19 protein-coding genes are annotated in these 21627 nt (G+C 58.1%); 9 read left to right on the top strand and 10 right to left on the bottom strand.

The annotated features are described in order from the left end of the window. The 3 genes from QC816_RS01605 to QC816_RS01595 form a co-directional block, all read right to left on the bottom strand. Positions 1 to 1026 (bottom strand): imelysin family protein, encoded by a 1026-nt coding sequence (locus QC816_RS01605; protein ID WP_309780645.1) that lies wholly within the window; start codon positions 1024 to 1026, stop codon positions 1 to 3. Between the two features lie 43 nt (positions 1027 to 1069). Further along, entirely contained in the window at positions 1070 to 2503 is a 1434-nt protein-coding gene (locus QC816_RS01600; protein WP_309780644.1) for a di-heme oxidoreductase family protein, read from the bottom strand. Between the two features lie 93 nt (positions 2504 to 2596). Further along, positions 2597 to 3892, bottom strand: coding sequence for an imelysin family protein (locus QC816_RS01595; RefSeq protein ID WP_268902027.1), 1296 nt, complete (start codon positions 3890 to 3892; stop codon positions 2597 to 2599). A gap of 194 nt (positions 3893 to 4086) precedes the next feature. Between QC816_RS01595 and QC816_RS01590 the strand changes: the two genes are divergently transcribed. Then, entirely contained in the window at positions 4087 to 4956 is an 870-nt protein-coding gene (locus QC816_RS01590) for a LysR family transcriptional regulator ArgP (RefSeq protein WP_309780643.1), read from the top strand. A 287-nt stretch (positions 4957 to 5243) separates the two neighbouring features. Then, positions 5244 to 7040, top strand: a complete 1797-nt coding sequence (locus QC816_RS01585) for a sensor domain-containing diguanylate cyclase (protein WP_309780642.1) — start codon at positions 5244 to 5246, stop codon at positions 7038 to 7040. A 10-nt stretch (positions 7041 to 7050) separates the two neighbouring features. On the opposite strand, the gene QC816_RS01580 is transcribed toward QC816_RS01585, so the two are convergent. Both QC816_RS01580 and QC816_RS01575 read right to left on the bottom strand, forming a co-directional pair. Then, positions 7051 to 7608: a cytochrome b gene (locus tag QC816_RS01580; protein WP_085918241.1), complete on the bottom strand. Its 558-nt coding sequence runs from the start codon at positions 7606 to 7608 to the stop codon at positions 7051 to 7053. Positions 7609 to 7713: 105 nt separating this feature from the next. Then, on the bottom strand, positions 7714 to 8592 hold the full coding sequence (locus QC816_RS01575; RefSeq protein WP_085918242.1) for a LysR substrate-binding domain-containing protein: 879 nt from the start codon (positions 8590 to 8592) through the stop codon (positions 7714 to 7716). Positions 8593 to 8696: 104 nt separating this feature from the next. Here QC816_RS01575 and QC816_RS01570 point away from each other — a divergent pair, with 104 nt between their 5' ends. Continuing rightward, positions 8697 to 9575, top strand: coding sequence for a DMT family transporter (locus QC816_RS01570; RefSeq protein ID WP_268902024.1), 879 nt, complete (start codon positions 8697 to 8699; stop codon positions 9573 to 9575). 100 nt (positions 9576 to 9675) lie between these two features. On the opposite strand, the gene QC816_RS01565 is transcribed toward QC816_RS01570, so the two are convergent. Beyond that, positions 9676 to 10791 (bottom strand): hypothetical protein, encoded by a 1116-nt coding sequence (locus QC816_RS01565; protein WP_264823539.1) that lies wholly within the window; start codon positions 10789 to 10791, stop codon positions 9676 to 9678. Between the two features lie 314 nt (positions 10792 to 11105). Between QC816_RS01565 and QC816_RS01560 the strand changes: the two genes are divergently transcribed. From QC816_RS01560 to QC816_RS01550, 3 genes are all read left to right on the top strand, one after another. Beyond that, positions 11106 to 11492: a septal ring lytic transglycosylase RlpA family protein gene (locus tag QC816_RS01560; protein ID WP_085918245.1), complete on the top strand. Its 387-nt coding sequence runs from the start codon at positions 11106 to 11108 to the stop codon at positions 11490 to 11492. 191 nt (positions 11493 to 11683) lie between these two features. Further along, positions 11684 to 12685, top strand: a complete 1002-nt coding sequence (locus QC816_RS01555) for an NADP-dependent oxidoreductase (protein ID WP_085918246.1) — start codon at positions 11684 to 11686, stop codon at positions 12683 to 12685. Positions 12686 to 12906: 221 nt separating this feature from the next. Beyond that, positions 12907 to 15429, top strand: coding sequence for a glucose/quinate/shikimate family membrane-bound PQQ-dependent dehydrogenase (locus QC816_RS01550; RefSeq protein WP_309780641.1), 2523 nt, complete (start codon positions 12907 to 12909; stop codon positions 15427 to 15429). A 78-nt stretch (positions 15430 to 15507) separates the two neighbouring features. Here the strand turns inward: QC816_RS01550 and QC816_RS01545 are convergent, their stop codons facing one another. Further along, positions 15508 to 17463 (bottom strand): TonB-dependent receptor family protein, encoded by a 1956-nt coding sequence (locus QC816_RS01545; RefSeq protein WP_309780640.1) that lies wholly within the window; start codon positions 17461 to 17463, stop codon positions 15508 to 15510. A 296-nt stretch (positions 17464 to 17759) separates the two neighbouring features. Here QC816_RS01545 and QC816_RS01540 point away from each other — a divergent pair, with 296 nt between their 5' ends. After that, entirely contained in the window at positions 17760 to 17933 is a 174-nt protein-coding gene (locus QC816_RS01540) for a YqaE/Pmp3 family membrane protein (RefSeq protein ID WP_009722289.1), read from the top strand. A gap of 55 nt (positions 17934 to 17988) precedes the next feature. Here QC816_RS01540 and QC816_RS01535 read toward each other — a convergent pair whose 3' ends face one another. Both QC816_RS01535 and QC816_RS01530 read right to left on the bottom strand, forming a co-directional pair. Further along, positions 17989 to 18471 carry a nucleoside deaminase gene (locus QC816_RS01535; RefSeq protein ID WP_085918249.1) on the bottom strand — a complete coding sequence of 161 codons (483 nt, stop codon included), beginning with the start codon at positions 18469 to 18471 and terminating at the stop codon, positions 17989 to 17991. 31 nt (positions 18472 to 18502) lie between these two features. Continuing rightward, the gene (locus QC816_RS01530) at positions 18503 to 19768 is read right to left on the bottom strand and encodes a dicarboxylate/amino acid:cation symporter (protein WP_085918250.1); all 1266 of its coding nucleotides are present in this window, start codon (positions 19766 to 19768) and stop codon (positions 18503 to 18505) included. Positions 19769 to 19886: 118 nt separating this feature from the next. Between QC816_RS01530 and QC816_RS01525 the strand changes: the two genes are divergently transcribed. Beyond that, positions 19887 to 20102, top strand: coding sequence for a TIGR02450 family Trp-rich protein (locus QC816_RS01525; protein WP_092826803.1), 216 nt, complete (start codon positions 19887 to 19889; stop codon positions 20100 to 20102). Between the two features lie 221 nt (positions 20103 to 20323). Further along, the gene (locus QC816_RS01520; RefSeq protein ID WP_027336479.1) at positions 20324 to 20530 is read left to right on the top strand and encodes a cold-shock protein; all 207 of its coding nucleotides are present in this window, start codon (positions 20324 to 20326) and stop codon (positions 20528 to 20530) included. Between the two features lie 94 nt (positions 20531 to 20624). On the opposite strand, the gene QC816_RS01515 is transcribed toward QC816_RS01520, so the two are convergent. Continuing rightward, positions 20625 to 21491: a putative RNA methyltransferase gene (locus tag QC816_RS01515; protein ID WP_309780639.1), complete on the bottom strand. Its 867-nt coding sequence runs from the start codon at positions 21489 to 21491 to the stop codon at positions 20625 to 20627. Positions 21492 to 21627 lie beyond the last annotated feature (136 nt).

Below are 21627 nucleotides of genomic sequence, written 5' to 3'. Positions count from 1 at the left end.
TCAATCCCCGTCGCTTGAATTGAAGCCGCGTACCAGGCCAAGTTCGCCAGCGATCTCGTTACCCAGCAGATGGCGTAACTGGCTGATATCCAGATAGAGCGACTGCAGACCGCGAAACACCGCTTCGTCGTCCAGAGCAGACACCAAGCCCGGTGGCAGTTCGCTGGCTTGAACGAGTGTCTTATCCAACTGATCACGAAGCGCCTCGGCGAGCGGTAGCGCATCCGCCTCGCGCAGCAGCGCGGTCAGGCCCGGCAAGAAACCGGTACGCAGTCCCTCCAGGCTGCTCTCTACCAAGCGGATCGAGTTGTCGCTGCGCCAAGCTTCCGCCAGATAGCCGTTGGCGGGAGCCCCTTTGAGGCCCATGGGTTCACCAAGGCGTTTATCTTCGAGCAGTTCAAGGGCCTGGATAGCGCTGGCCAGGGTGGTTTCGGTGTAGTCAGCGGTCGCAAGATAGTGTTCACCGAAGGCCTGCCAGTCGCGCTGCAGGGCACTGGTGGTATCCGCAAGATGGGTCGTGATGGCCCGCATGAGCGCACAGGCATTCGGCTCGCCAAGGGCCTGCTGATCCATGGCGTCGTCATAAAGCAGGTACTCCAGAGCGGGAAAGCCCTGGATCGCCACGCTGTCGCGGGCAATCGCCTGAGCATCCGGTGCGTCGGGCGCTTTCAGCCAGCCGTTCACCTTGCGGCCAACCAGATTCTTGCGATCCGGCCAGAACTGCAACTGCCAGCCCCGGCTGTTCTGCTCCACCGGGCCAAACTGGATAAAGCGCACCGCCTGCCAGGCCTGATAAGCGCTCAGCCAGTCATCTTCCAGCCGCTGCCTGAGTGCTTCGTCGGGGCCCTGACAGAAACGCGCGGCGCTAGTCTCCAGACGCTCGGAGGCGGCGCTCAACTCGGCGTACTGCATCTCCACGGCGCTGTGCCACATTTCCCGCGGGGTGGTGTTCTCCGTAGCAAAAGAAAGCGGTGCCGCCAGAAACGCACAGGCCAGCAACCCCAGTCGTCGAAACGCAGCCATCATCTAAACTCCTTGGCAATCAAGCCTTTCAACCATTCAACGCCCTTTACAGGGATTCAAGAAAACGAATGAGCTCAGCGCGCTGGTCTTCGGGCAACTCAAGGTAGCCCTGGGTGGCCTCGTCAGCTTCGCCCCCGTGCCAGAGAATCGCTTCTTCCAGGGTGCGGGCGCGGCCATCGTGAAGAAACCCCGCCCTGGGATTGACCGTTTGCGCCAGCCCGATGCCCCATAACGGCGGGGTGCGCCACTCACGACCATCGGCCTTGAACTCGCTGCGCTTGTCCGCCAGGGCATCGCCCATGTCGTGGAGCAACAGGTCGCTATAAGGCCATATTATCTGATCCGCTAACGCCGGGCGGTCGGCATCCGCTGCGGTACGATGACGGGGCGTATGGCAACTGGCGCAGCCCAGCGCGTTGAACCGTTCAGCCCCTCGCTGAACCGCCGGGTCATCCATATGGCGGCGCATGGGCACTGCCAGACTGGAGGCGTAGAAGGTCACGAAGTCGGCCACGTCGTCGCTGACTTCGGGGTTACCGCCGTTAGGGAAGTTATCGCAGCCCTGGCTTGGCATGCAGTCGGTTTGCGGTACCAGGCTGGACGTCAGCCCCATATCGCCGGCAAAGGCGTGCATGCCTTGCTGCTCGATGCTGGGCTCGCCGGCTTTCCAACCGAAACGCCCGACCACCGTGGTCCCTCGACGCACGTCCCACACCCGGTTGGCACGACCGGAAATGCCGTCGCCATCGGCGTCGTCAGGGTCGGCGGCCGCCAGCAGATCAGCGTCGGGAATCGCCGCCAGCAACCCCAGGCCAATCATCGGCGGTGCCAGCCGCGGCGAGGTCTGCAAATCCCCGGGCAGCTCGCCGTAGGCGGGCTCGGCAATCGAGTAGACCGGTTCCTGCAGGGTAACGCTGGTGCCATCGGCAAACGTCACTTCCCGAGGGCGATAGTCGATCAGCATTTTGGCCTCTGGCTGCGCGCCTGATATCGCCGCCGTTTGTAGCTGTAGGCCGTAGTTGGGTACGGGGAGCGCGCCGCGCTGTTCCAGAACCGCCGGCTCCGCTTGCTGAGGAGGCAGCGAGAGGCGCAGAAACAGCGCGATAGGGTTTTCGTCGCCGGTCGGCGGGTGGCCGCGTCCATCTTTTATGTGACAGCCCTGGCAGCTATTGGTATTGAATAGCGGCCCCAGGCCATCGCGGGCCTCAGTGCTGGCGGGGGCCGCCACCCAGGGGTTACGGAAGAAGCTATTGCCGACGCTGAAATCCAGCCGTTTGGTCATGGACATGTTGCCCAGCGGCAACGAGTAGGCGTTGTGGTCGAACTGCTCCACCGACCCATCACCGCCGCTCATGGGCGTGGTCTGAAGGGGATAATCCTGGTCAGGTGATTCGGCTGCCTGCGCGGACATGGTCATCAGCACCAGCAGAAGACCGGATAGCGAACACCGGCTTGGCGAGACACGGAATAAGCGGCACATGGGAATACCTTGAGACGGATGTCGCGTGACACGAAGCGCAAAAGCCGCACGGTGACGAAGCCACCGGCGGCTCATGGGCATCAACAGGTTGAATTAAAACTGATGGCCAGCGTCATCCGGCTGCAGGGACGTCACGCCCAGTTCGCCGGCGGCCTGCTCGATGGAGCCCGTTTGCGCCACCAGGGTGAGAATCGCGTCGTTGATCAATTCGCTGCCCTGCTCATTGCCGGGGGCGATCATCATATCGAAGGCCATTGGCGAGCTTTCCGCTTCCGCCGCCTGTTTGATCGCATCAAGGCGCGCCATCGTGGCGTCGAGCTGCTGACGAAGCTCACCGGCCAACTCGCTGTCTTCCTGCGCCAGCAGGTCTTCGAGGGACGGCCCCTCGACCACGCTGCCGTCAAGGCGCTGATAGGTGCCGGTGTAGATATTCTGAATACCCTGACCGTTGTAGTAGTGGGAATTATGGGTATTGTCGCTGAAGCAGTCGTGCTCATCCTCGAACGAGTTGGCTTCCAGCGCCACCTTCAAGCGCTCGCCGGCCAGCTCGCCCAGCGACAGCGAGCCCATGCCGAACAGCATGCGCCGCAGGCCTTCCTGATCGCTTTCCGCCAGCAGTTCCTGGCGATAGTTGTCCTCGCTGTCCGGCGCCCACTGGGCGACCATCCACTCAAGATCGTCGACGAGCAGATCGGATACCGCGTCCAGATAGTCCCGGCGGCGGTCGCAGTGACCGTGGGTGCAGTCGTCGCCGGTTTGATAATCGCTCACCGGGCGCTCGCCGTTGCCTGCTTCAAAGCCGTGCAGATCCTGACCCCAGAGCAGAAACTCGATGGCGTGGTAGCCGCTGGCGACGTTGGCTTCCGAACCGCCAATTTCATTCAGGTCGGCGAGTAATTCCGGGGTGATCTCGCTAACGTCCAGGCTTTCGCCCCCCACATTGATTTGCTCGTTGGCAATGATATTGGCGGTGGCACCTTCGTTACCCAGTTCGTGCTGGTAGTCATCGCCTTCGACGTAATCGATCATGCCCTCATCGAGAGGCCAGGCATTCAACTGTCCTTCCCAGTCGTCCACGATGGCATTGCCGAAGCGAAACACTTCACTCTGCTGATAGGGAATACGCGCTTGCAGCCAGGCTTGCTTGGCGGCCTTCAGGTTTTCGTCGGTAGGGTTGGCCAGCAATTCGTCGATACGCTCGTTCAACACCTCGGCGGCGTTGAGCGCATCGGCGTAATTGGCATGCGCCAGGTCGGCATAGTGAGTCACCACCGCATCGGCGCTGACGGTATCGTCAGCGGTGGTGTCGGCAAAAACTGAGGCAAAAGGCAGTAGCGCGCTAAGCGCAACGATGCCTGCAAGAGGGCGACGGAGCATGGTGGCGGGCATGACGGTATCCTTTTAGGTTAAGGCACTACAGAAACGGCTAAAGTAAAATGCTAGGTTGTTATTGAGCCTCAATGTGAAATGTAATCCATTGGCTCATGGGATTCAATCCCATTTGCAGACCTATAACGCGTATTGCTGAATATAATCCCGCTTGTTTGCCTTACGTCATTTTCTTCAGCCCTGGGAACACCACTATGCTCGATTACAAACTGCTCCATGCCCTGGCGACCGTGGTGGAATGTGGCGGTTTTGAACGCGCAGGGGACGTACTGGGGCTCTCGCAGTCGGCCGTGTCACAACGATTGAAAGCCTTGGAAGTGCGTTTAGGACAGCCCGTGTTGATCCGCCACCCCCACCTGGCGCCGACCCCCGCCGGCCAGCGGCTGTTAACGCATTACCAGCAGGTCCAGCTGTTAGAACGCGACCTGCGTGGCTCATTGCCCACGCTGGATGATCCCGCTCCTCGCCTTCGTATTGCGATTAACGCGGATAGCGTCGTGACCTGGTGGGCCGAGGCGATTGCCGACATCTGTCAGACCGAAGGGCTTTTGCTGGATCTTGTTATCGAAGACCAGGACGTCGGCCTGAAGCGCTTGCGCGATGGCGATGTCGCGGCCTGCCTTTGCGCAACACCGCAGCCGATTGCCGGGGCACGCAGCCTGGCGCTGGGCGAGATGCATTACCACCCGCTTGCCTCCCCCGCCTATGCGGCGCGGCACTTCCCTGATGGACCCAGCGATGAGGCTTTTCAAGAGGCCCCGGCCATCGTCTTCGGCCCACATGATCAGTTGCAGCACCAATTTCTCGCCCAGTGCGGCTACCATGGCCGATTTCCCTACCACCTATGCCCTTCGTCGGAGGGGTTTATTCGTTTGGCAGCGGCAGGCATTGGCTACGGCATGATGCCCGAGCTACAAACCCATGCTCTGATCGAAAGCGGCCAGCTGGTCAGCATTGCGCCAGGTCAAACACTTAGCGTCCCACTCCATTGGCACTACTGGCGGCATAGCGGCAACCTGGTGCAGCGTCTCACCGACCGACTTTCGCAAGTTGCGTTGACCTAGATCATCCATTTTTCCTATGCCACCACAAAACCGTTCTACAATGGCGTTAGCCCATTCGAGTTCGGCAGTCCCACGGTGAAAGGCTGAATTATCGTTGACGCAATCCATGTCATCAAAACGACGTAACGGCCAGAGTATCTTAAGCTTCCTTTGTACTTGTATGTACAGCATCGTACTGACGCCATACATAGAGGTTTGGCGATAACGAAGACAATACCCCGGCATCGGTAACAGCTTAAAGGGACATCAGCGCGGGGAGCAGAAGAACATAACCAAAGCGACCTCTTATGTATTCATGTTTTTTGCACCGCAAGGTTTGCGTGGGCTTGCTGCTGCTGATCTGGATAACCTGCTGGCAACCAGCTGTCGCTTCGCTGGTCACCTCTCCTGATCAGTCTCGCTATTCACTTACCGACCACACCCAGTTCTGGCAGAGCAATGAGTCTCTTACGCTTAAGGAGCTGCTTGAACGCAACCCATCATTCACCCAGGCTCAGCACAAAAGCGACTTGAATTTTGGCTATACACCCGACGAGGTGTGGCTGCGCACCCAGGTCGAGAACCCCACGGAACATTCCCAGCGTTGGATCGTTGAGTTTGAATATCCCTTTCTGGATCGCGTCATGCTGCATGTAATGCATGAGCGTTATAATGAACAAAAAATAAGCGGCAGCGCCGTTCCCATAGAGCAACGAGAACTTGCCCATCGCCAGGCTGTATTTCCGCTCAATCTGGCGCCAGGCGAAACGGTCACTCTATATGCCAGGGTCAACGCGGCGGGCAGCAAGATGCTGAACTACAACCTTCTTTCTGAGCAGGCGTTCTACCAGCAGAATGATCGGCACAATTTCTGGCTCGCGACCTATTTCGGCATACTTTTGGGCCTTGGTCTTTATAACCTATTGTTATTTTTTGGTCTCAAAGAGCGCGTCTTTTTATATTACTCGCTATTTACGTTGGGGTTTACCGTCGCGATTTTAACCTTCAACGGCATCGGCACCCTGATGTTCTGGAGCTTCCTGGGCGAAAACACGTCACGGTTGGTCGCGATCGGCTTCATCTTTGCCTCTACCATGGGTACGTTTTTTGCCCAAAGTTTTCTTGAAACGAAAAAATTCACGCCCCGCTGGCATCGCCTGTTGAGCTATTTCCGCGTCTACTGCTTGCTCGCCCTCGTGGCAACTATGCTGCTACCTATTCAGCCAGCCCTGCGACTGATGGACGTGACCGGGTTCATGGCCGCACTGACGATCCTGATATGCGGTATTTACTGCGTCACGCAACGCGTGCCCAGCGCGCGGATATTTGTCTTGGCCTGGTCATTGTTTCTGGTTGGCGCCTGTGTGTTTGCACTGCGCAATTTAGGCATTTTGCCGGCCAATTTTATTACCTTGCACGGCATTCAGATTGGCTCCGCGATGGAAATGCTCTTGTTATCGTTTGCGCTGGCCGCGCGCTTCAACAAGCTGAAGCGACAAAAAGAACGCGCTCAGAACGAAATGCTGACGACGCTGAAACGCCAGGAAGCGGTTCTGGAACAAAAGGTTGCCGATCGCACAAAAGCGCTTGAGTACCTAGCCACCCGCGACATGCTGACCGGGCTACTGAACCGTAAAGGCCTCACTGACTGCGCCGAAAAGGCCCTCCAGCGCAGTCAGCATATCGGGCAACCAGTGGCGCTATTCATGCTCGACCTGGACCGTTTCAAGCCCGTTAACGATCAATATGGGCATGAAGCCGGCGATTTTGTACTTCAGCAAGTCGCCAAGCGTATCGAACACCTGGCCCGCACGCACGACCACTGTGCACGCTTCGGGGGAGACGAATTCATTTTATTGATTGAGGGCATTGACGATGCCACCGTCCTCAACGATATTCGCCAACGCCTCAATGCCGCCATACGCAAGCCCATCAAGCTCCCTTGTGGTGAGCTGGTCAGCATTGACGTCAGCATCGGCATGAGCGTCAGCCAAGGTGATCACTATTGCCTGAAGAAACTTATCTACGAAGCCGATGGAAAAATGTACGACGTTAAAGCCAGCCGAGCCGACAGCGATATACGCTACTACTCAGCAAAGCCGTAAGACGAATAGCTTAGTCAAACAGGCTCATACGCTTCATAACGTTGTCACGCTTGATACGCCAGTGATAAAGCGCGCCCAATACATGCAGGGTTACCAGCACCACAATGGCCCAGCCGAGCCAACCATGCCAGGTAAAGAGCCGCTCGGAAAGCGCCGGATGCTCGCCAATGAGTCCTGGCAGGTGCCAATGAAAGAACTCGACTGGGAACCCCCCGCTGGCGGTGGCCGCCCAACCCAATAGCGGCATCACGACCAAGGCCGCATAGAGCAAATGATGCACGCTGGTACTGACGACACGCTCGAAGCCATTCAAGGGTGGGTCGTGGTCGGGTACCACGAACGCGATCCGGGTGATGATGCGTAGCGTCATCAGCAGCAGTATGGTCACGCCCAGCGTTTTATGGCTGGTATACAGCAGGTTGGTAACCCCCGTGCCGATCAACTCTACCGTCCGCTCAAAGCCCAAAAAACCCAGCGTCAAACCGCTCGCCAGCGAGAGTAGTGCCGCCCCCGCCACCAGCCAGTGGAGCACCCGGTGAGGGTAAATATAGTGGTCTAACTCATGCATGCTGTGCTCCTCTGCAACCGCCCAGAATTCGCTTATGTGTGCTTAGTTTAGCGAGTTCTGGGCAACTTCGCTGCTAAAGCCAACGGTCACCGTCAACGCTTGCTGTCATGGTGCCCAGGCATCAACCGGTGCGGCCAACTGCTCGCGGATCAGCTCGCCCAGTCGGCGGGCTGGTTCTGACGGGCGATGCGGTGCGCGGTGGAGTGCCAGTTCGATCATCGGTAGCGATGGCAGGCCACTGGCTTCGTCAAGTGGCCTTAAAAGCGGCGTCAGCATGCTCCGCGTTACCACTACCACAGCCAACCCGGCCGTCACGATCGGTGCCAGCCCTGCCATGGATTGGCTGGTATAGGCGACGCGCCAGTCACGCCCGGCGTTTTTCAGCGCCTGTTCGGCTATCTCACGAAACACATCCGCGCCGGGTGAATACAACGCTAACGGCAGCGGGTCGGTTAACGATGGCTGCTGGTTAACGCCTACCGCCCATATTAAAGGCTCGCGCCGAATGATCTCGCCGCCTGGTGAGTTACGCTGCCGGGTCACCAGCGCCAGATCCAGCTCGGCACGTTTTACGCGTTCCACCAGGTCACCGCTGGTACCACACCTGACCTGAAGCCCCACGCCTGGGTATAACTGGTGAAAGTAGGCGAACACGGAAGGCAATAGGGAGGCGTAATCTTCCGGGATGCCCAGGGTCAGTTCGCCGCCCACCTGACGCGCCTGCATGTCACTCCAGGCCTCGTCATTGAGTATCAACAGGCGGCGGGCGTGGTTAAGCAACCGCTCCCCATCCGGGGTAAAGCGGAGTTTGCGCCCTTCGCGCTCGTGAAGGGTCAGCGCCAGTTGGGTTTCCAGACGCTGAAGCTGCATGCTGACGGTCGACTGGGTATAGGCCAGGCGTTTTGCAGCCGCCGTCACGCTGCCGGTGTCGGCGATTGCCACGAGCGTGCGTAGTAACGTCAGGTCCAGCGTTGGCGCCCTCATACATCATATTCCTTGATAAAAACGATCAAAAAAGATCGATATTGTGATGTGTTGCCGATGAGTATGCTGTGCAGGTCACCTCAAGGCAAGGTCAGGAGATCGCTATGCATCATGTCAATCCACTCGTTGTGTTTCCACGTAGCTACAGTGTTGGGGCGGCGCTGGTGGCCGTGATGCTTTGGAGTGCCGCCCCCCTTCTGGCTGATTACGCCCGGGCCACGCCGCCTCTCCAGCTCACGGCACTGACGCTGTTAGCAGGCGCATTAGCAACGCTACCGCTCAGTCGACGGGTTAACGTCGCCACTTGCGGCCACGCTTGGCAGCTAAGCATTTGGCTGGGCATTCCGTTGCTGATCATTGGCGCCGTCAGCACGTATTTCATCGGCATGCGGCTGGCCCCCGCAGCTGAGGCGGCATTGATCACCTATACCTGGCCGGTACTGTTCGTGCTGCTCAGCCAGTGGAGCCGGTTTGGCCGTCTGCGGATGGGCGGACTGGTCGGTGCGCTGATCGCCTTTTCCGGTGCCGCCCTGCTGCTGATCCCTCAGGCATCCGGCGGCGGTGGCGACAATGCACTCACCGGTTACGCGCTGGCGCTTTTAGCGGCCTGCTGCTGGGCACTTTATTCCTGGCTTAGCCAGGTGGCACCGGTACCGCTAACACCGCTGCTGCCGCGTTTATTGCTGATTGCCTGTGTTATAGCGGCGGGCGCGAGTGCGATTCTAGAAGGGCAGATCGCATTACCCAGCAACGAAGCGGTGCTGACCGGCATGGCGCTGGGCCTTGGGCCTTACGGCATCGCCATGGTGGCATGGGATAAAGCGTTGCGCTGGGGGCATACCAGCCTGGTCGGCAGCCTCGCCTATGGCGTGCCCATTTTAGCGGCGCTGCTGTTGGTATTAGCGGGAATGAGCACGCTGGACTGGCGCCTGCCGGTCGCAGGCGCCCTGGTGGTCGTGGGCTGTCTGAAAGCTGGCCGTTAATGTCAGGCATCTGGATTGCCAGGCGCCATGGTTAACGCCTTGAACTTAAAAGCCGCCTGGAGGGGCGGCTTTTAAGCTATTAATACTGTCGACATCCCGCTTACAGCTGAGGCTCTCCCTCGCTTGGCTCGGCGCGAGTAGCAAGCTCAAATAAACCACTGGCGGTATGGCTATAGCCCCGGGCGGTGACCGTGTAGGTACCCGGTAGCAGTTGTTCGGTGATTCGCGAATCCGTGCCGCCTGCGCCGTCATCATCGCTTAACGAAACGCCGTTGCCCTCAAGCTCAAGGTACGTATCGAAATCACTTGAACGCATGTCAAGCGTGACGCTGGATGTCTCGTCGAGTGTCAGCTCATAGGTCAACGACTCACCGCTGTACCAGCCATTGAGTGACTCACCCGGCGTCAACTCACCTGCATTACGCAGTTGGGTGTCGCTGGGCAACTCACGGGGCGTCAGCGCCAGCGTAAAGACACCTTCGCCGTCACCGTAGGCTGAACGCGCTGTCACCTGGTATTCGCCGGGCGCAAGAAAATCGGCGATACGCGCATTCAGGTTACCTGCGCTGTCGTCGTCTTCGCGGTAGTAGCCATTGGGCCCTTCCAGCACCAGATAGGTGTCGAATTCATCGGAGCGCATGTCAATGTCGTACATGCCCGCCTCTTCGACCGTGAACGTATAGTCACGCTCATCGCTCTGAAGCCAGCTATCTAGAGGCGTATCCAACGCCAGGGTATCCGTGTCGCTGAGTTCAAGACGACGGCTTTCAAGGGTAAAAGGTCCATAGCTTTGAGCGTCAGCCCCACTGACCACCAGCATGTAGTCACCGCTTTGATCGATGCGCTGGCGCAATACCTCGGCGCTATCCAACAGTTGTAGCTGGTCATCATAGAGAGCCACTACGCCCTGAAGGGCGCCTTCCAGCGATACCTCAACCAAATCGTCTTCGTCCAGCGCGATGACATAGCGCTCGAAACGGCTGCCATCATTGCCGTTGAGCGCACTTTCAGAGGTCACCTCCCCTCTCAAGCGCTCCCCCAGGGTAGCGCGCTCAAGACCTGCCAAACGACTCGATTCAGCAGTGTCCTGGCCGTTTTGGGAATCAGGTGTTAGCTCGGACGGTATATTGAGCGTAATGGCCTGTGCCGCCAAAAAGCCGATAACACCGCCGCCAACGGCGACAAGCAGATAACCAAGCGGAGAAGATTTAGCCATGAGCAATCCTTGATCTTGTGGCAGATAGATATAGTCGAGTTGAAAACGGCATTATAAACGCATAATGGCCGCCATTGGGTTGACAGCCTCATCTGGTTTCGCTTTTTTTCAGCCTCGATGTTTACAACAGCCTTGGATAAGCCGCTGAATTAAAAGGCGCCAAATATCACAGACAAGAGAGACCAATATGAGGCCATAAGCGCCGATCGTCTAAAAGCTTGCCCAGGGTACGGTCCAGCGTTACTATCGAGTAGCCAAATTGGCACCTCATCGATGGATGCGAAACCCGCGACACGACACACTGAGGTACTCCTATGGGAGCTATCAAACATACGTTATTGAATTTTTGCTTTGCCATAGCCGTATTCACCACGGCAGTGAATAGCGCTCTGGCACACGGTACACCCGCCGATACTCAGCGCGGCGTTGCGTCCTTCTACAGCGACCGCTTTCAAGGAGCAACCACTGCCAGTGGTGATGCCTTTGATCAACAGGCACTGACCGCCGCGCACCCAAGCCTTCCCTTTGGAAGCAAGGTGCTGGTAAAGCGCCCGGATACCGGACAAGAAGTCGAAGTCCTGATCAATGACCGCGGTCCTTACGTGCAAGGGCGTATCATTGACCTGTCCAAAAGCGCAGCGCGTGAACTGGGCATGCTGAAGCGTGGCGTTGCACCGGTTATGGTGACGCTGCTGAACTAGCAACACCTAACCACGACCTACTGCATTCGCATCAACGGGCGCTCAAGCGCCCGTTGTTTTTTTGTGCGTCCTTTGCCAGGATTCGCGACGAAACTATCAAGCACGCTAACGGTCTCTGGATAACACGGAACGTTATTCAAAACACCACTGTCACGAACACCGCTGTTAAAAACATCGTCGCTGGAGGCAACATGCAGTCTCGCTTTTTTACGCTAAGCCGTTATCCGGAAGGCCGCCCCGAACGCGAACTTTTTCAACTGGAAACCCAAACGCTCCCGGATCTCGCTCCCGGCGACGTCCGCATACGCAACCATTGGCTTTCAGTAGATCCCTATATGCGTGGCCGCATGACCGGCCTGCACACCTATGTCCCCCCGTTTGAGCTGGGCAAGCCCATGGAAGGCGGCGCTGTTGGCGAAGTCATTGCCTCGCGCGACGAGCGCCTTAAAGAAGGCGACCTGGTCGGCCATATGGGCGGCTGGCGCGATATTGCACAGATTTCCTCTGAGGGTGTTCAAGTGCTGCCGGATTTTGGGGTGGCCGAACAGGCCTACCTGGGCGTGCTGGGAATGCCGGGCATGACCGCCTGGACTGGACTCAACCGGATAGCCAACTGCCAGCCTGGCGATAACGTCCTGGTTAGTGCCGCCAGCGGGGCCGTCGGTTCACTGGCGGTCCAGTTGGCGAAAGCAAAAGGCTGCCATGTGGTAGGTATCGCGGGCGCGGCCAACAAACTGGCCTGGCTGGAATCACTGCATATCGAACCCGTAAGCTACCGCGACCGAAACGCCCAAGAGCTTGGCGATGCCATCCAGTTGGCAAGCCCCAAAGGTATTGATGTGGTGTTTGAAAACGTCGGTGGCACCTGCCTGGAAGCGGCTCTAAGCCAGTTAAACGAGGGCGCACGGATTGCGGTATGCGGCATGATTGACAGCTACAACGCCAAAACACCGGTCCCTGGCCCCAGCAATCTCGCCCAGCTTGTGGTACGCAAAGCGAGAATGCAGGGCTTCATCGTGGCGGATCATTGGCAACATTACCCGGACTTCCTCAAGGAAGTCGCTCCTCAGGTCGTCGCCGGTAAGCTCGACTATAAAGAAACCGTCAAAGAAGGGCTGGAAAACACCCCCGATGCTTTTCTGGCGCTGTTTGATGGCGGCAATACCGGCAAGATGCTGGTCAAGTTGAATTGATGCCGCACTGAACGCCTCTCACTGTTGTGTATTTAAGCCGCGCCTGGTCTTCCAGCGCGGCTTTTTCTTTTACGTGACCCTTCATATCATTGAGAAACACATAAAATCGTTAGACCATTGATGTATTGACTCTTAAAATAGTTAGCGCGTTAAGCATATGGCGCCTGATGATGGTTCGAGAGGATCGCCAAGCGATCCAGAGTTCATAAAAGGGGAACTTCATGGAAGACCGCAAGCGGGCAAAATGGCCCGCTGTTTTACTTGGCCTACTGCTTATCATCGCGGGCCTCGCCCTGGCGATTGGCGGAGGGAAGTTACTTAGCCTGGGGGGCAGCGCGTATTATCTGGTAGCGGGCGTTGCCATTATCACCAGCGGGGTATTGCTCGCCCTACGCAAGGGAGCTGCTTTGTGGCTCTACGCGCTGGTTTTATTCGCCACCCTGGGATGGGCGCTGTGGGAAGTCGGCCTGGACTGGTGGCAGCTTGTTCCCCGGGTGGCCATCCCCTGTTTGATCGGCATTGTATTGCTGCTGCCGTGGTGGCGAAAATCCCTCGACTCGCGGGGCGGCAGCGTGGCGCTTGGCCTGGCCGTCATCGCTTCGATTGGTGTCGCCCTGGCCAGTCAGCTTGACGACCCGGCCACCGTTGAAGGCACCCTCGATACCCAGCGCAGCGACCACCAGGAGACCGTCAACCCGGCTCAGGTGGCCGGTGACGACTGGCCCGCCTATGGCGGCACCAACGCGGGCACGCACTACTCCAGCCTTGATCAGATCACGCCGGACAACATCGGCGAACTGGAAGAAGTCTGGCGCATTCAGACCGGCGACGAGGCAGGCCCCAACGCGCCGCCGGAAATCACCAACCAGAACACACCGCTCAAGGTCAACGACAGCCTGTATATCTGCACCTCGCACAGCCGCGCGATGTCGCTGGACCCGGAAACCGGCGAGACCCACTGGTCCTTCGATCCGGAAATCAGCACCATGGGCGCAGAGAACTTCTCCGGCTGGGCGCATATGACCTGCCGCGGCCTCGCCTATTACGATGCCGGTCGCTATGCCGATAGCGACGACACCCGCGAGACTGACACCAATAAGACGGATGGCACCCGCCAGACGCCTGAACTCTTCGATCGCGATACCTTTGATATTGACCTGGCGTTTCTACTCTTCATGAACCCAGGCAGCGACGCCGGGGATGACGTCACGCCCCGTATGCCAAGTGCCGCTGACGTGATGTGCCCGCGCAGGCTCTACCTGCCTACCGCTGATGCCCGCCTGATTGCGCTAAATGCGGATACCGGCGAGCGCTGCGCAGCGTTTGGCGATGACGGCGAAATCGACCTGACACGTAATATCGGCGACTTTGATCCCGGCGGCTACTATTCCACTTCGCCCCCCACGGTAACCGAGAACCTGATTATCCTTGGCGGCCACGTCACCGATAACAGCTCCACCGATGAGCCCTCCGGCGTCATTCGCGCCTTTGACGTGCACACCGGCGAGCTTGTCTGGAACTGGGACAGCGGCAACCCTCACGATACCGAGCCGCTGGGCGATGGTGAAACCTACACCCGCAACTCGCCCAATGTCTGGGCACCGATCAGCGTCGATGAAGACCTGGGCATGGTCTATCTGCCCATGGGCAATGCCACGCCCGACCAGTACGGTGCCAATCGCAGCGTCAACGACGAGACCTACAGCGCAGGGCTGGTAGCCCTCGACCTTGCATCAGGTCAGGTCGAATGGGTCTACCAGTTTGTCCACCACGACCTCTGGGATATGGACACCCCCGCCCAGCCGGTGCTGATTGATCTCGCCACCGATGATGGTACCCAGCCAGCCGTCATTCAGCCGACCAAGCAGGGCAGCCTTTACGTGTTGAACCGCGAAACCGGCGAGCCGATTGTGCCCATTGAGGAAGTCCCGGCCCCACTGGGCGCCGTTGAAGGTGACTGGACCGCCGAGACGCAGCCGCGTTCTGACCTTAACCTGCTGCCACCGCCGCTCACTGAAAGCGACATGTGGGGTGCCACACCGTTTGACCAGATGATGTGTCGCATTCAGTTCAACGCCTTGCGCTACGAAGGCCAGTACACGCCGCCGTCGCTTGAAGGCAGCATTGTCTATCCGGGCAACGTCGGTGTGATGAACTGGGGTGGTGTCGCGGTCGATCCCGAACGCCAGGCGCTGTTCACCGGCGCCAAGTACCTGGCCTTTGTCTCGACGCTGGTTCCCCGTGAAGAGGTCGAAGACGGCCAGGGCTCGGCCAGCGAACAGGGGCTGCAAGTCAATGCCGGCGCGCCCTACGCCGTCAAGCTGGGGCCGCTACTGTCGGTGCTCGGCCTGCCCTGCCAAGCGCCCTCCTGGGGTGATGTGGCGGGTATCAACCTGCAGGAAGCCGAGGTAGCCTGGAAGCATCGTAATGGCACTACTCGAGACAGCATGCCCTTCGACCTGCCGATTGGCTTTGAGGTAGGCGTGCCAGCCCTTGGCGGCCCGCTGACCACCGGTGGCGGGGTGTCGTTCCTGAGCGGCACGCTGGATCAGTACCTGCGCGGTTACGATATCACCACAGGTGAAGAGCTGTTCAAGGCTCGTCTACCGGCAGGTGGCCAGGCAACCCCCATGACCTACACCGGGGAAGACGGCCGCCAGTACGTGGTGGTAACGGCAGGTGGCCATGGCACCTTTGGTACCCAAATGGGTGACTACGTGATTGGTTACGCGCTACCAGAGTAATATCGCGCATCCACCAACGAAAACGGGCGGCCTCGATGACCGAGGACCGCCCGTTTTTTTGCCTCAATGGCTGACGCTTTAAAAGCTGACTTCTACCCCACCGTAAACACTGCGCCCTGGCGCGGGCTCGTAATAGCGGCCGAACCCTGCATTTAAACGCACGTTGGCGTAGTGCTCTTCGTCAAGCAGGTTGCGTACGCCGACATAAGCGCTGAGTCGGGTATCGTCCCCCAGGCGCCAGCCATTGCCCGCACGCAGGTTCAACAGCCAGTAGTCATCCACCTCTGTCTCGTTGGCGTTATCGGCCACCATGTCGCCTGTATACTGGGTTTCCAGCGTGGCAAAGCGATCATCGCGCCCCTCCCAGGTTAGCTGGTTGACCCAGGTCTGCTCCGGCAAACCGGGGATCCGATTGCCCCCAAAGCGCTCGGCGGGAGTAGAGAAGCGGTCAAACTCGTAGCGTGCCAGCGTCAAGGCGCTATCCAGCCGCCATTGGTCGGCAAATTGCCAGCCCAGCGCCAGTTCAATACCATCGCGGTCGGTATCACCGGCGTTTTGGTAGAAAGTGCGATCCCCTTCGTCATAAGGCACCAATTCATCGCGTACGCGCACCGAAAACAGCGTCAGGTCATAATCCAGCGCCAACGGCCCCACATAGCCACGAGCGCCTACTTCCCGATTCCAGGCTTTTTGTGGCGACACCGATGGATTAAAGCCGCCGCCCGCCGGGTTGGCAAACTCCGAAAACGTTGGTGTTTCAAAGGCGGTGCCGGTATTCACGTAAACCTGATGCTGGGGGCGGTAGCGATAGCTTAGCCCCGCCGAGCCACTCCACTCATCAAAGCGGCGGTCGCCGCTCTGGTCACCGTCGTCCTGATAACGATCGTCTACCTCTAATTCAACGCGGTCAAAGCGCGCGCCGAGGGAAAGGGTCAGTTGCTCGGTCAGCGCCAGGTCGCCCTGAGCGAAAACGCCGGTCGAGGTGGCCGTCTGGGTTTCTTCGGCCAACTGCTCACCGACGACGCCCTGGGGATTCACGTCGTTGCGGAAGCGCTCGTCATCCTGCCGGGCTACCTCGGCGCCTGCGATATAACTCAGCGGCAGATTCCCCAAGGTCACCTCGTGGTGGTACTCGGCGCTCGCCCCCAGGTAATCCCGCTGATAGCCGATGCGGCTATCGCCGACGTACGGCAGCTGCTGCTCAAAATCCCGCTGGGAGATAAATCCTTTAAGGTATAACTCGCCAGGGCCAGCGGCCAGGTCCTCGTACTGTAGTCCCAGCAGTTGCTGATCCACGTTTTGCCCTGCATCCAAGGCCAGCGAATTCGGCGCGGCCTGATCACGACCTTGCGCCACTTCGTCTGCGTTCAACGCACCGGGATCCTCTGAACGCGGGTTATCCAATAAATTGACGATGGCGGTTAACGCCCGCTCACTGCCCAGCTCCCGACGAAGCTTGGCATTCAACAGGTACTTTTCCGTCGAGCTTTGCTCGCGATAGCCATCAACATTGAGCGCCGAGACGCTAACGTGGTGCGACCAATCGCCTTGGCTCCCCCCGGTTTGCAGGGACGTTTTACGGTAGCCATCGCTGCCTGCCTCGGCGCGCACACTCGTACCGGGGTTATCGCGGCCATCGGCGGTGGTCACATCGATCACCCCACCTGCCGCGTTGCCATAGAGCACCGACGACGGGCCGCGAATCACTTCGATGCGCTCGGCGCTGTCCAGGTCAATCGCATCGAGCTGGGCCTGGCCGTCCGGCAGCGTATAAGGGATACCATCGACCATGACCGTGATGCCGCGCACGCCAAACGGCGCGCGGGCGCCAAAGCCACGAATCGAGATGCGTTGACCCTGGGCGAAATTATCGCGGTTTTGCAGGAATACACCGGGCACCCGCACCAGCGACTCATCCAGCCGAACGCGTTGCTGGCCTCGGGCAATGGCGTCCGATTCAAGCGTTGAGACGGCCGCGGGGGTTGCATAAAGCTCGCGGGCCAACCGTGGCGCAGTGACCTCAATCGTTGCCATTTCTGTGTCATTGGGCTGTGCCCAGACTGAAGGGGTTAGCAAGCAGCTGGCCAAGCAAACCGAGGTGGTGGTGAGTCTTTTCACAGGGATCCCTCCCGGGACATCAAAAGAGTGTGTATAACAATGCTGCATGACTGGATGGAACGATTTCTGATGGCACGCGTCATAACCGGCCGTTGGACTCGCTAGAAATGCTGGTGATGTCTACAGTTGAAAAAGCTCTCGTTACATTTCCGTAACCGCACTTGTGTAAAAGTGCTTGATAGAGCTATTACCTTGAAAGCAAAGGAGGCTTCATGGCGTTTACCGCGACTGACCCGATCAAGATGATATTTGCCGTCATTTTACCGCCACTCGGCGTATTCTTTGAGGTGGGATTTAAAGGACATTTCTGGCTTAACATCATTTTAACGCTGTTTGGTTTCGTGCCCGGCATCATCCATGCGTTTTATGTGATATTGAAGCACTAGCTTTTCCCAGGTAACTCAAAACCGCCTGAGCATGCGCTCAGGCGGTTTTTTATGCCTAGCGAACAGTGTCATGTCGCCGCAGATGCAAGGCGTGTACTTTTTCATCCCACCCATCGACCGGCCCTTCCACTGGAAGGCCTGGCACCACCTGTTGAATAGGCAGGGTTGCCACCGGTGGCGGTGCCACGCCTAGCTCGGCTAACCAAGCACCCAACTGCGCCGAAGAGCTGGCGTAGACGATACGCCCGAGTCCAACCCAGCCGTGAGCGGCCGCGCACATCGGGCAATGCTCGCCGGAGGTAAACACCGTGGCCTGTGCTCGCGCTTCTGGCGTCATGTGCTGGGCCGCCCAACGTGCCAGCGCAAACTCAGGGTGCTGGGTAGCATCGCCGCCGGCAATCCGGTTGCGATCTTCAGCCAGCACCTCGCCATCGCCTCCGACCAGCACACTGCCAAAGGGCTCATCCCCCGCTTTCAGGGCCTCTTCGGCAAGCGCCACGGCGCGTGCCAGGTAGCGCTGCTCTCGCTCGTCCAACATGGGCTCTCCTCATCTAGCGTGGTTTTCCAATCTATCCCTTTGCCGCCGCTACGGTCGCTTCGTCAGCGGGTGCTTCACTTAACGACTCGCCTTCGCTACGCGCAATAACAGAGGTGCCCACCAGATCGCCCGTGACGTTGAGCGCCGTACACCCCATGCCGACCAACGCATCGATAGCGGTCAAAAGCGCAACGGTTTCAATCGGCAGGCCAACCTGGGCGAAGACGGTGGCAATCATGATGATGCCAGCCCCCGGCACCCCGGCCGTGCCAATCGACACCAAAGTGCCTATCAGCACAATCTGCACCATGCTGACAAAGTCCAGCGGCGCGCCGATCACATTGGCGGCAAAGACCGCCGAGATGGCGATACGAATCGCCGCGCCATCCATATTCAAGGTAGCCCCCAACGGCAGGCTGAAACCATAAATACTTTTGGGGATTCCCAAGCGACTGGCGGCATTGACCGTGATGGGCAAGGTACCGGAACTACTTTGGGTGGCAAACGCTGTGAGCATCGGTGTGCGCGCTTCGCGGAAGAAACTACGCAGCTTTACCCCGAACAGCCGCATGATGCCGCAGTAAATCAACAGATGCGCCGCCAGCGCGATGTACAGCACAACGACCATATCGCCCAATGACAGCAGCGTCTCCAGGCCTTGGCGGCTCACCGTTTCGGCGACAATCGCAAATACACCGATGGGGACGTAATGCAATACGCCCGCCATCACTTTCAGTGTGACCTCGTTCAGCGATTCAATGACTCCATAAAGCCGCTCGCCCATGGCTTGCTGGCGCGCTGACTGGCGCATTTTCAGCAGTGCAATGCCGAATACCAGGGCAGTAAAAATAATCCCCAGCATATTGAGCTCGGAAAAGGCACCAATAATATTGTTCGGCACGATATTGAGCAGCGTATCGACAACGCCCGGATTGTCCGGCACCGAGAAACTGGCGTCGTCATCCAGCGTCATGCCGCTGCCTGGGCTGAACAGCGTCGCGACGGTTAACCCCACCATAATCGCCAGGGCCGAAGACGCCAGATAATAGCCGAGCACCTTGCCACCGATGCGGCCCGCGCTGCCCTCCCGGGATTGGTTAACGCCCACCATCAGGGTAAACAGCACAATGGGCACAATCAGAAATGTCAGTAGCCGCAGGAGCAGATCGCCCAGTGGCGCCAACCAGGAAGCCACTGTTTCACCACCGACAAGCCCGACTACAACGCCCAGCACCAGCGCGATGGTGACGCGTAAAATCAACGACGCCTGAAAATAGGCTTTCCATATGCGTTTCATTGGGTGTCCTTTACAGGATTGAATATGCTCGCAATGCTAACATTATAAGCACGCTCATTATTATATCAGTGTGGCATAGCGATATTTGCCCTGAATACGTCGGTAACAAGGAGCACCAATGAACACGATCAATCCGAGCAAGCTGCACCATAGCAAATGGACGGCGGTTCACCCACGCAACAAAGAAAAGCACTTCATGGTTACCCAACTGATCCGGGATGAGGATGAGAACGTGGTGGACGTTGTCGTCGAGGCTATCTATTCCCACCGGGAAACGCTCATGCCGTGGCAGCACTTGAAAGATGACAGCGTGTGGAAAATGGGCTGGCAATAACCGATGAGCGCCATGGGGTTTAGAAAAATAAAACCTGAAAGGTTTTGACACCCCAAACGATCCATGGCACTGTGTCGTCAGTGGTTAGCAAGCAGCATGGTTTCAGAAGTGTACGATCTATTTCGGCAGCCTGACATTGTATTCCTTGTTTCACCCGCTACTTAAATCTGGGTAATACCAGGAACTTAATTAAGGCGCAATTGCGCGAAAGGATCTACATCATGGCAACTGGCACAGTTAAATGGTTTAACGACACTAAAGGCTTCGGTTTCATCGCTCCTTCTGACGGCGGCGACGACCTTTTTGCTCACTTCTCTGAGATTCAAGCCGACGGCTTCAAATCTCTGCAAGAAGGCGCTAGCGTCTCTTTTGACGTTACCCAAGGCAAGAAAGGCCTACAAGCTTCAAACATCAAGCAAACTTCCTAACATCCGTTAGCAGTTTGCTCGAACCTTCCAAGGTTCGAACCACAAGGCCCGCTTAAGCGGGCCTTGTTGCGTTTGGCATCGATGAAAATTGCCTTTAAATACGCTCCCACCGCACCAGGCGCACGTCAACCGTCAAGGTCATCTCCCCTAGGGCCGCCGCTTTCTCACGACCTTCAGTAGTCGCACGGTAAAAATGCGGCGTCATCACCAGCAAATCGGCAATGGCTCCTGCATCGTCAAGCGCAAGAGTGTAGCGCACCGTCTCTGAACCCAGTGACGCAAACCCCGCTGGCGGCTCATCATCACTTGCCCGTTCCGGTTTTAACGTCGGGTAGATAATATCGCGTAATTCACGCAGATGATCCGGCCCCGCCTCCACCTGTATCAGCAGGCCGCCTGGTTTGAGTACCCGCGCGAACTCGTCAACGACCGGAAAACCAAACATGCAAAGCACACAATCGAGCGCCCCACTCTGAACCGGCAGGTTGGCATTGCTGCCCACCACCCAGCGGCTTTGCGGTTGCTGTCTATTATCCTGCTTGGCCGCCGCCTGCACGGCCCATTTGGAAATATCCAGCCCCATTAACGCCAACGACGCCTGGTTCGTCGCCGCCTTGGCAAGCTCCCGAAGGTAGTAGCCCTCACCGCAGCCGGCATCCAGGCAGCTGAAAAACGTATTGCGGGGTAACCTCTGTTCTGCGTGGTCGAATACCGCCCGGGTCACCGCCTCGGCAATCGGCTGATAGTGACCGGCCTCCAGAAACCGACGCCGCGCGGCCACCATCGCCTTGCTATCCCCAGGATCGCTGGAGCGCTTTTGCTGAACCGGCAACAGGTTCACATGGCCTTGCTTGGCAATGTCGAAGCTATGTCCCGCCGAACAGCGCCATGCACGATCCGACGGTGTTAGCGGCTTACCGTCTAACGGGCAGGCCAGCGCCTGAAAAGGAGAAGTGTTCATGCCAATAATGCCTATAGAAAAAACGAACCAGGCGCCGCATGGTACCGTATCGCTTCAAGAAAGATAGCGGACCGTGAACCAGAAAACATCAATTGATAACGATTTGTATTAGACTCTGCATCATGCCATCATTCAT

The organism is Vreelandella janggokensis (genome assembly GCF_031451615.1).
Lineage (GTDB): Bacteria > Pseudomonadota > Gammaproteobacteria > Pseudomonadales > Halomonadaceae > Vreelandella > Vreelandella janggokensis.
Note: the sequence above shows the minus strand (reverse complement) of the source record. Positions and strands in the feature narration are given on the sequence as shown.

What these genes read in the sequence shown, in the direction of transcription:
- QC816_RS01570 (WP_268902024.1), top strand. Translation starts at nt 8,697, where the DNA reads ATGCATCATGTCAATCCACTCGTTGTGTTTCCACGTAGCTACAGTGTT.
- QC816_RS01605 (WP_309780645.1), bottom strand. Translation starts at nt 1,026, where the DNA reads ATGATGGCTGCGTTTCGACGACTGGGGTTGCTGGCCTGTGCGTTTCTG.
- QC816_RS01595 (WP_268902027.1), bottom strand. Translation starts at nt 3,892, where the DNA reads ATGCCCGCCACCATGCTCCGTCGCCCTCTTGCAGGCATCGTTGCGCTT.
- QC816_RS01530 (WP_085918250.1), bottom strand. Translation starts at nt 19,768, where the DNA reads ATGAAACGCATATGGAAAGCCTATTTTCAGGCGTCGTTGATTTTACGC.
- QC816_RS01560 (WP_085918245.1), top strand. Translation starts at nt 11,106, where the DNA reads ATGGGAGCTATCAAACATACGTTATTGAATTTTTGCTTTGCCATAGCC.
- QC816_RS01600 (WP_309780644.1), bottom strand. Translation starts at nt 2,503, where the DNA reads ATGTGCCGCTTATTCCGTGTCTCGCCAAGCCGGTGTTCGCTATCCGGT.
- QC816_RS01540 (WP_009722289.1), top strand. Translation starts at nt 17,760, where the DNA reads ATGGCGTTTACCGCGACTGACCCGATCAAGATGATATTTGCCGTCATT.
- QC816_RS01575 (WP_085918242.1), bottom strand. Translation starts at nt 8,592, where the DNA reads ATGAGGGCGCCAACGCTGGACCTGACGTTACTACGCACGCTCGTGGCA.
- QC816_RS01535 (WP_085918249.1), bottom strand. Translation starts at nt 18,471, where the DNA reads ATGTTGGACGAGCGAGAGCAGCGCTACCTGGCACGCGCCGTGGCGCTT.
- QC816_RS01520 (WP_027336479.1), top strand. Translation starts at nt 20,324, where the DNA reads ATGGCAACTGGCACAGTTAAATGGTTTAACGACACTAAAGGCTTCGGT.
- QC816_RS01515 (WP_309780639.1), bottom strand. Translation starts at nt 21,491, where the DNA reads ATGAACACTTCTCCTTTTCAGGCGCTGGCCTGCCCGTTAGACGGTAAG.
- QC816_RS01580 (WP_085918241.1), bottom strand. Translation starts at nt 7,608, where the DNA reads ATGCATGAGTTAGACCACTATATTTACCCTCACCGGGTGCTCCACTGG.
- QC816_RS01585 (WP_309780642.1), top strand. Translation starts at nt 5,244, where the DNA reads ATGTATTCATGTTTTTTGCACCGCAAGGTTTGCGTGGGCTTGCTGCTG.
- QC816_RS01565 (WP_264823539.1), bottom strand. Translation starts at nt 10,791, where the DNA reads ATGGCTAAATCTTCTCCGCTTGGTTATCTGCTTGTCGCCGTTGGCGGC.
- QC816_RS01550 (WP_309780641.1), top strand. Translation starts at nt 12,907, where the DNA reads ATGGAAGACCGCAAGCGGGCAAAATGGCCCGCTGTTTTACTTGGCCTA.
- QC816_RS01590 (WP_309780643.1), top strand. Translation starts at nt 4,087, where the DNA reads ATGCTCGATTACAAACTGCTCCATGCCCTGGCGACCGTGGTGGAATGT.
- QC816_RS01555 (WP_085918246.1), top strand. Translation starts at nt 11,684, where the DNA reads ATGCAGTCTCGCTTTTTTACGCTAAGCCGTTATCCGGAAGGCCGCCCC.
- QC816_RS01525 (WP_092826803.1), top strand. Translation starts at nt 19,887, where the DNA reads ATGAACACGATCAATCCGAGCAAGCTGCACCATAGCAAATGGACGGCG.
- QC816_RS01545 (WP_309780640.1), bottom strand. Translation starts at nt 17,463, where the DNA reads ATGGCAACGATTGAGGTCACTGCGCCACGGTTGGCCCGCGAGCTTTAT.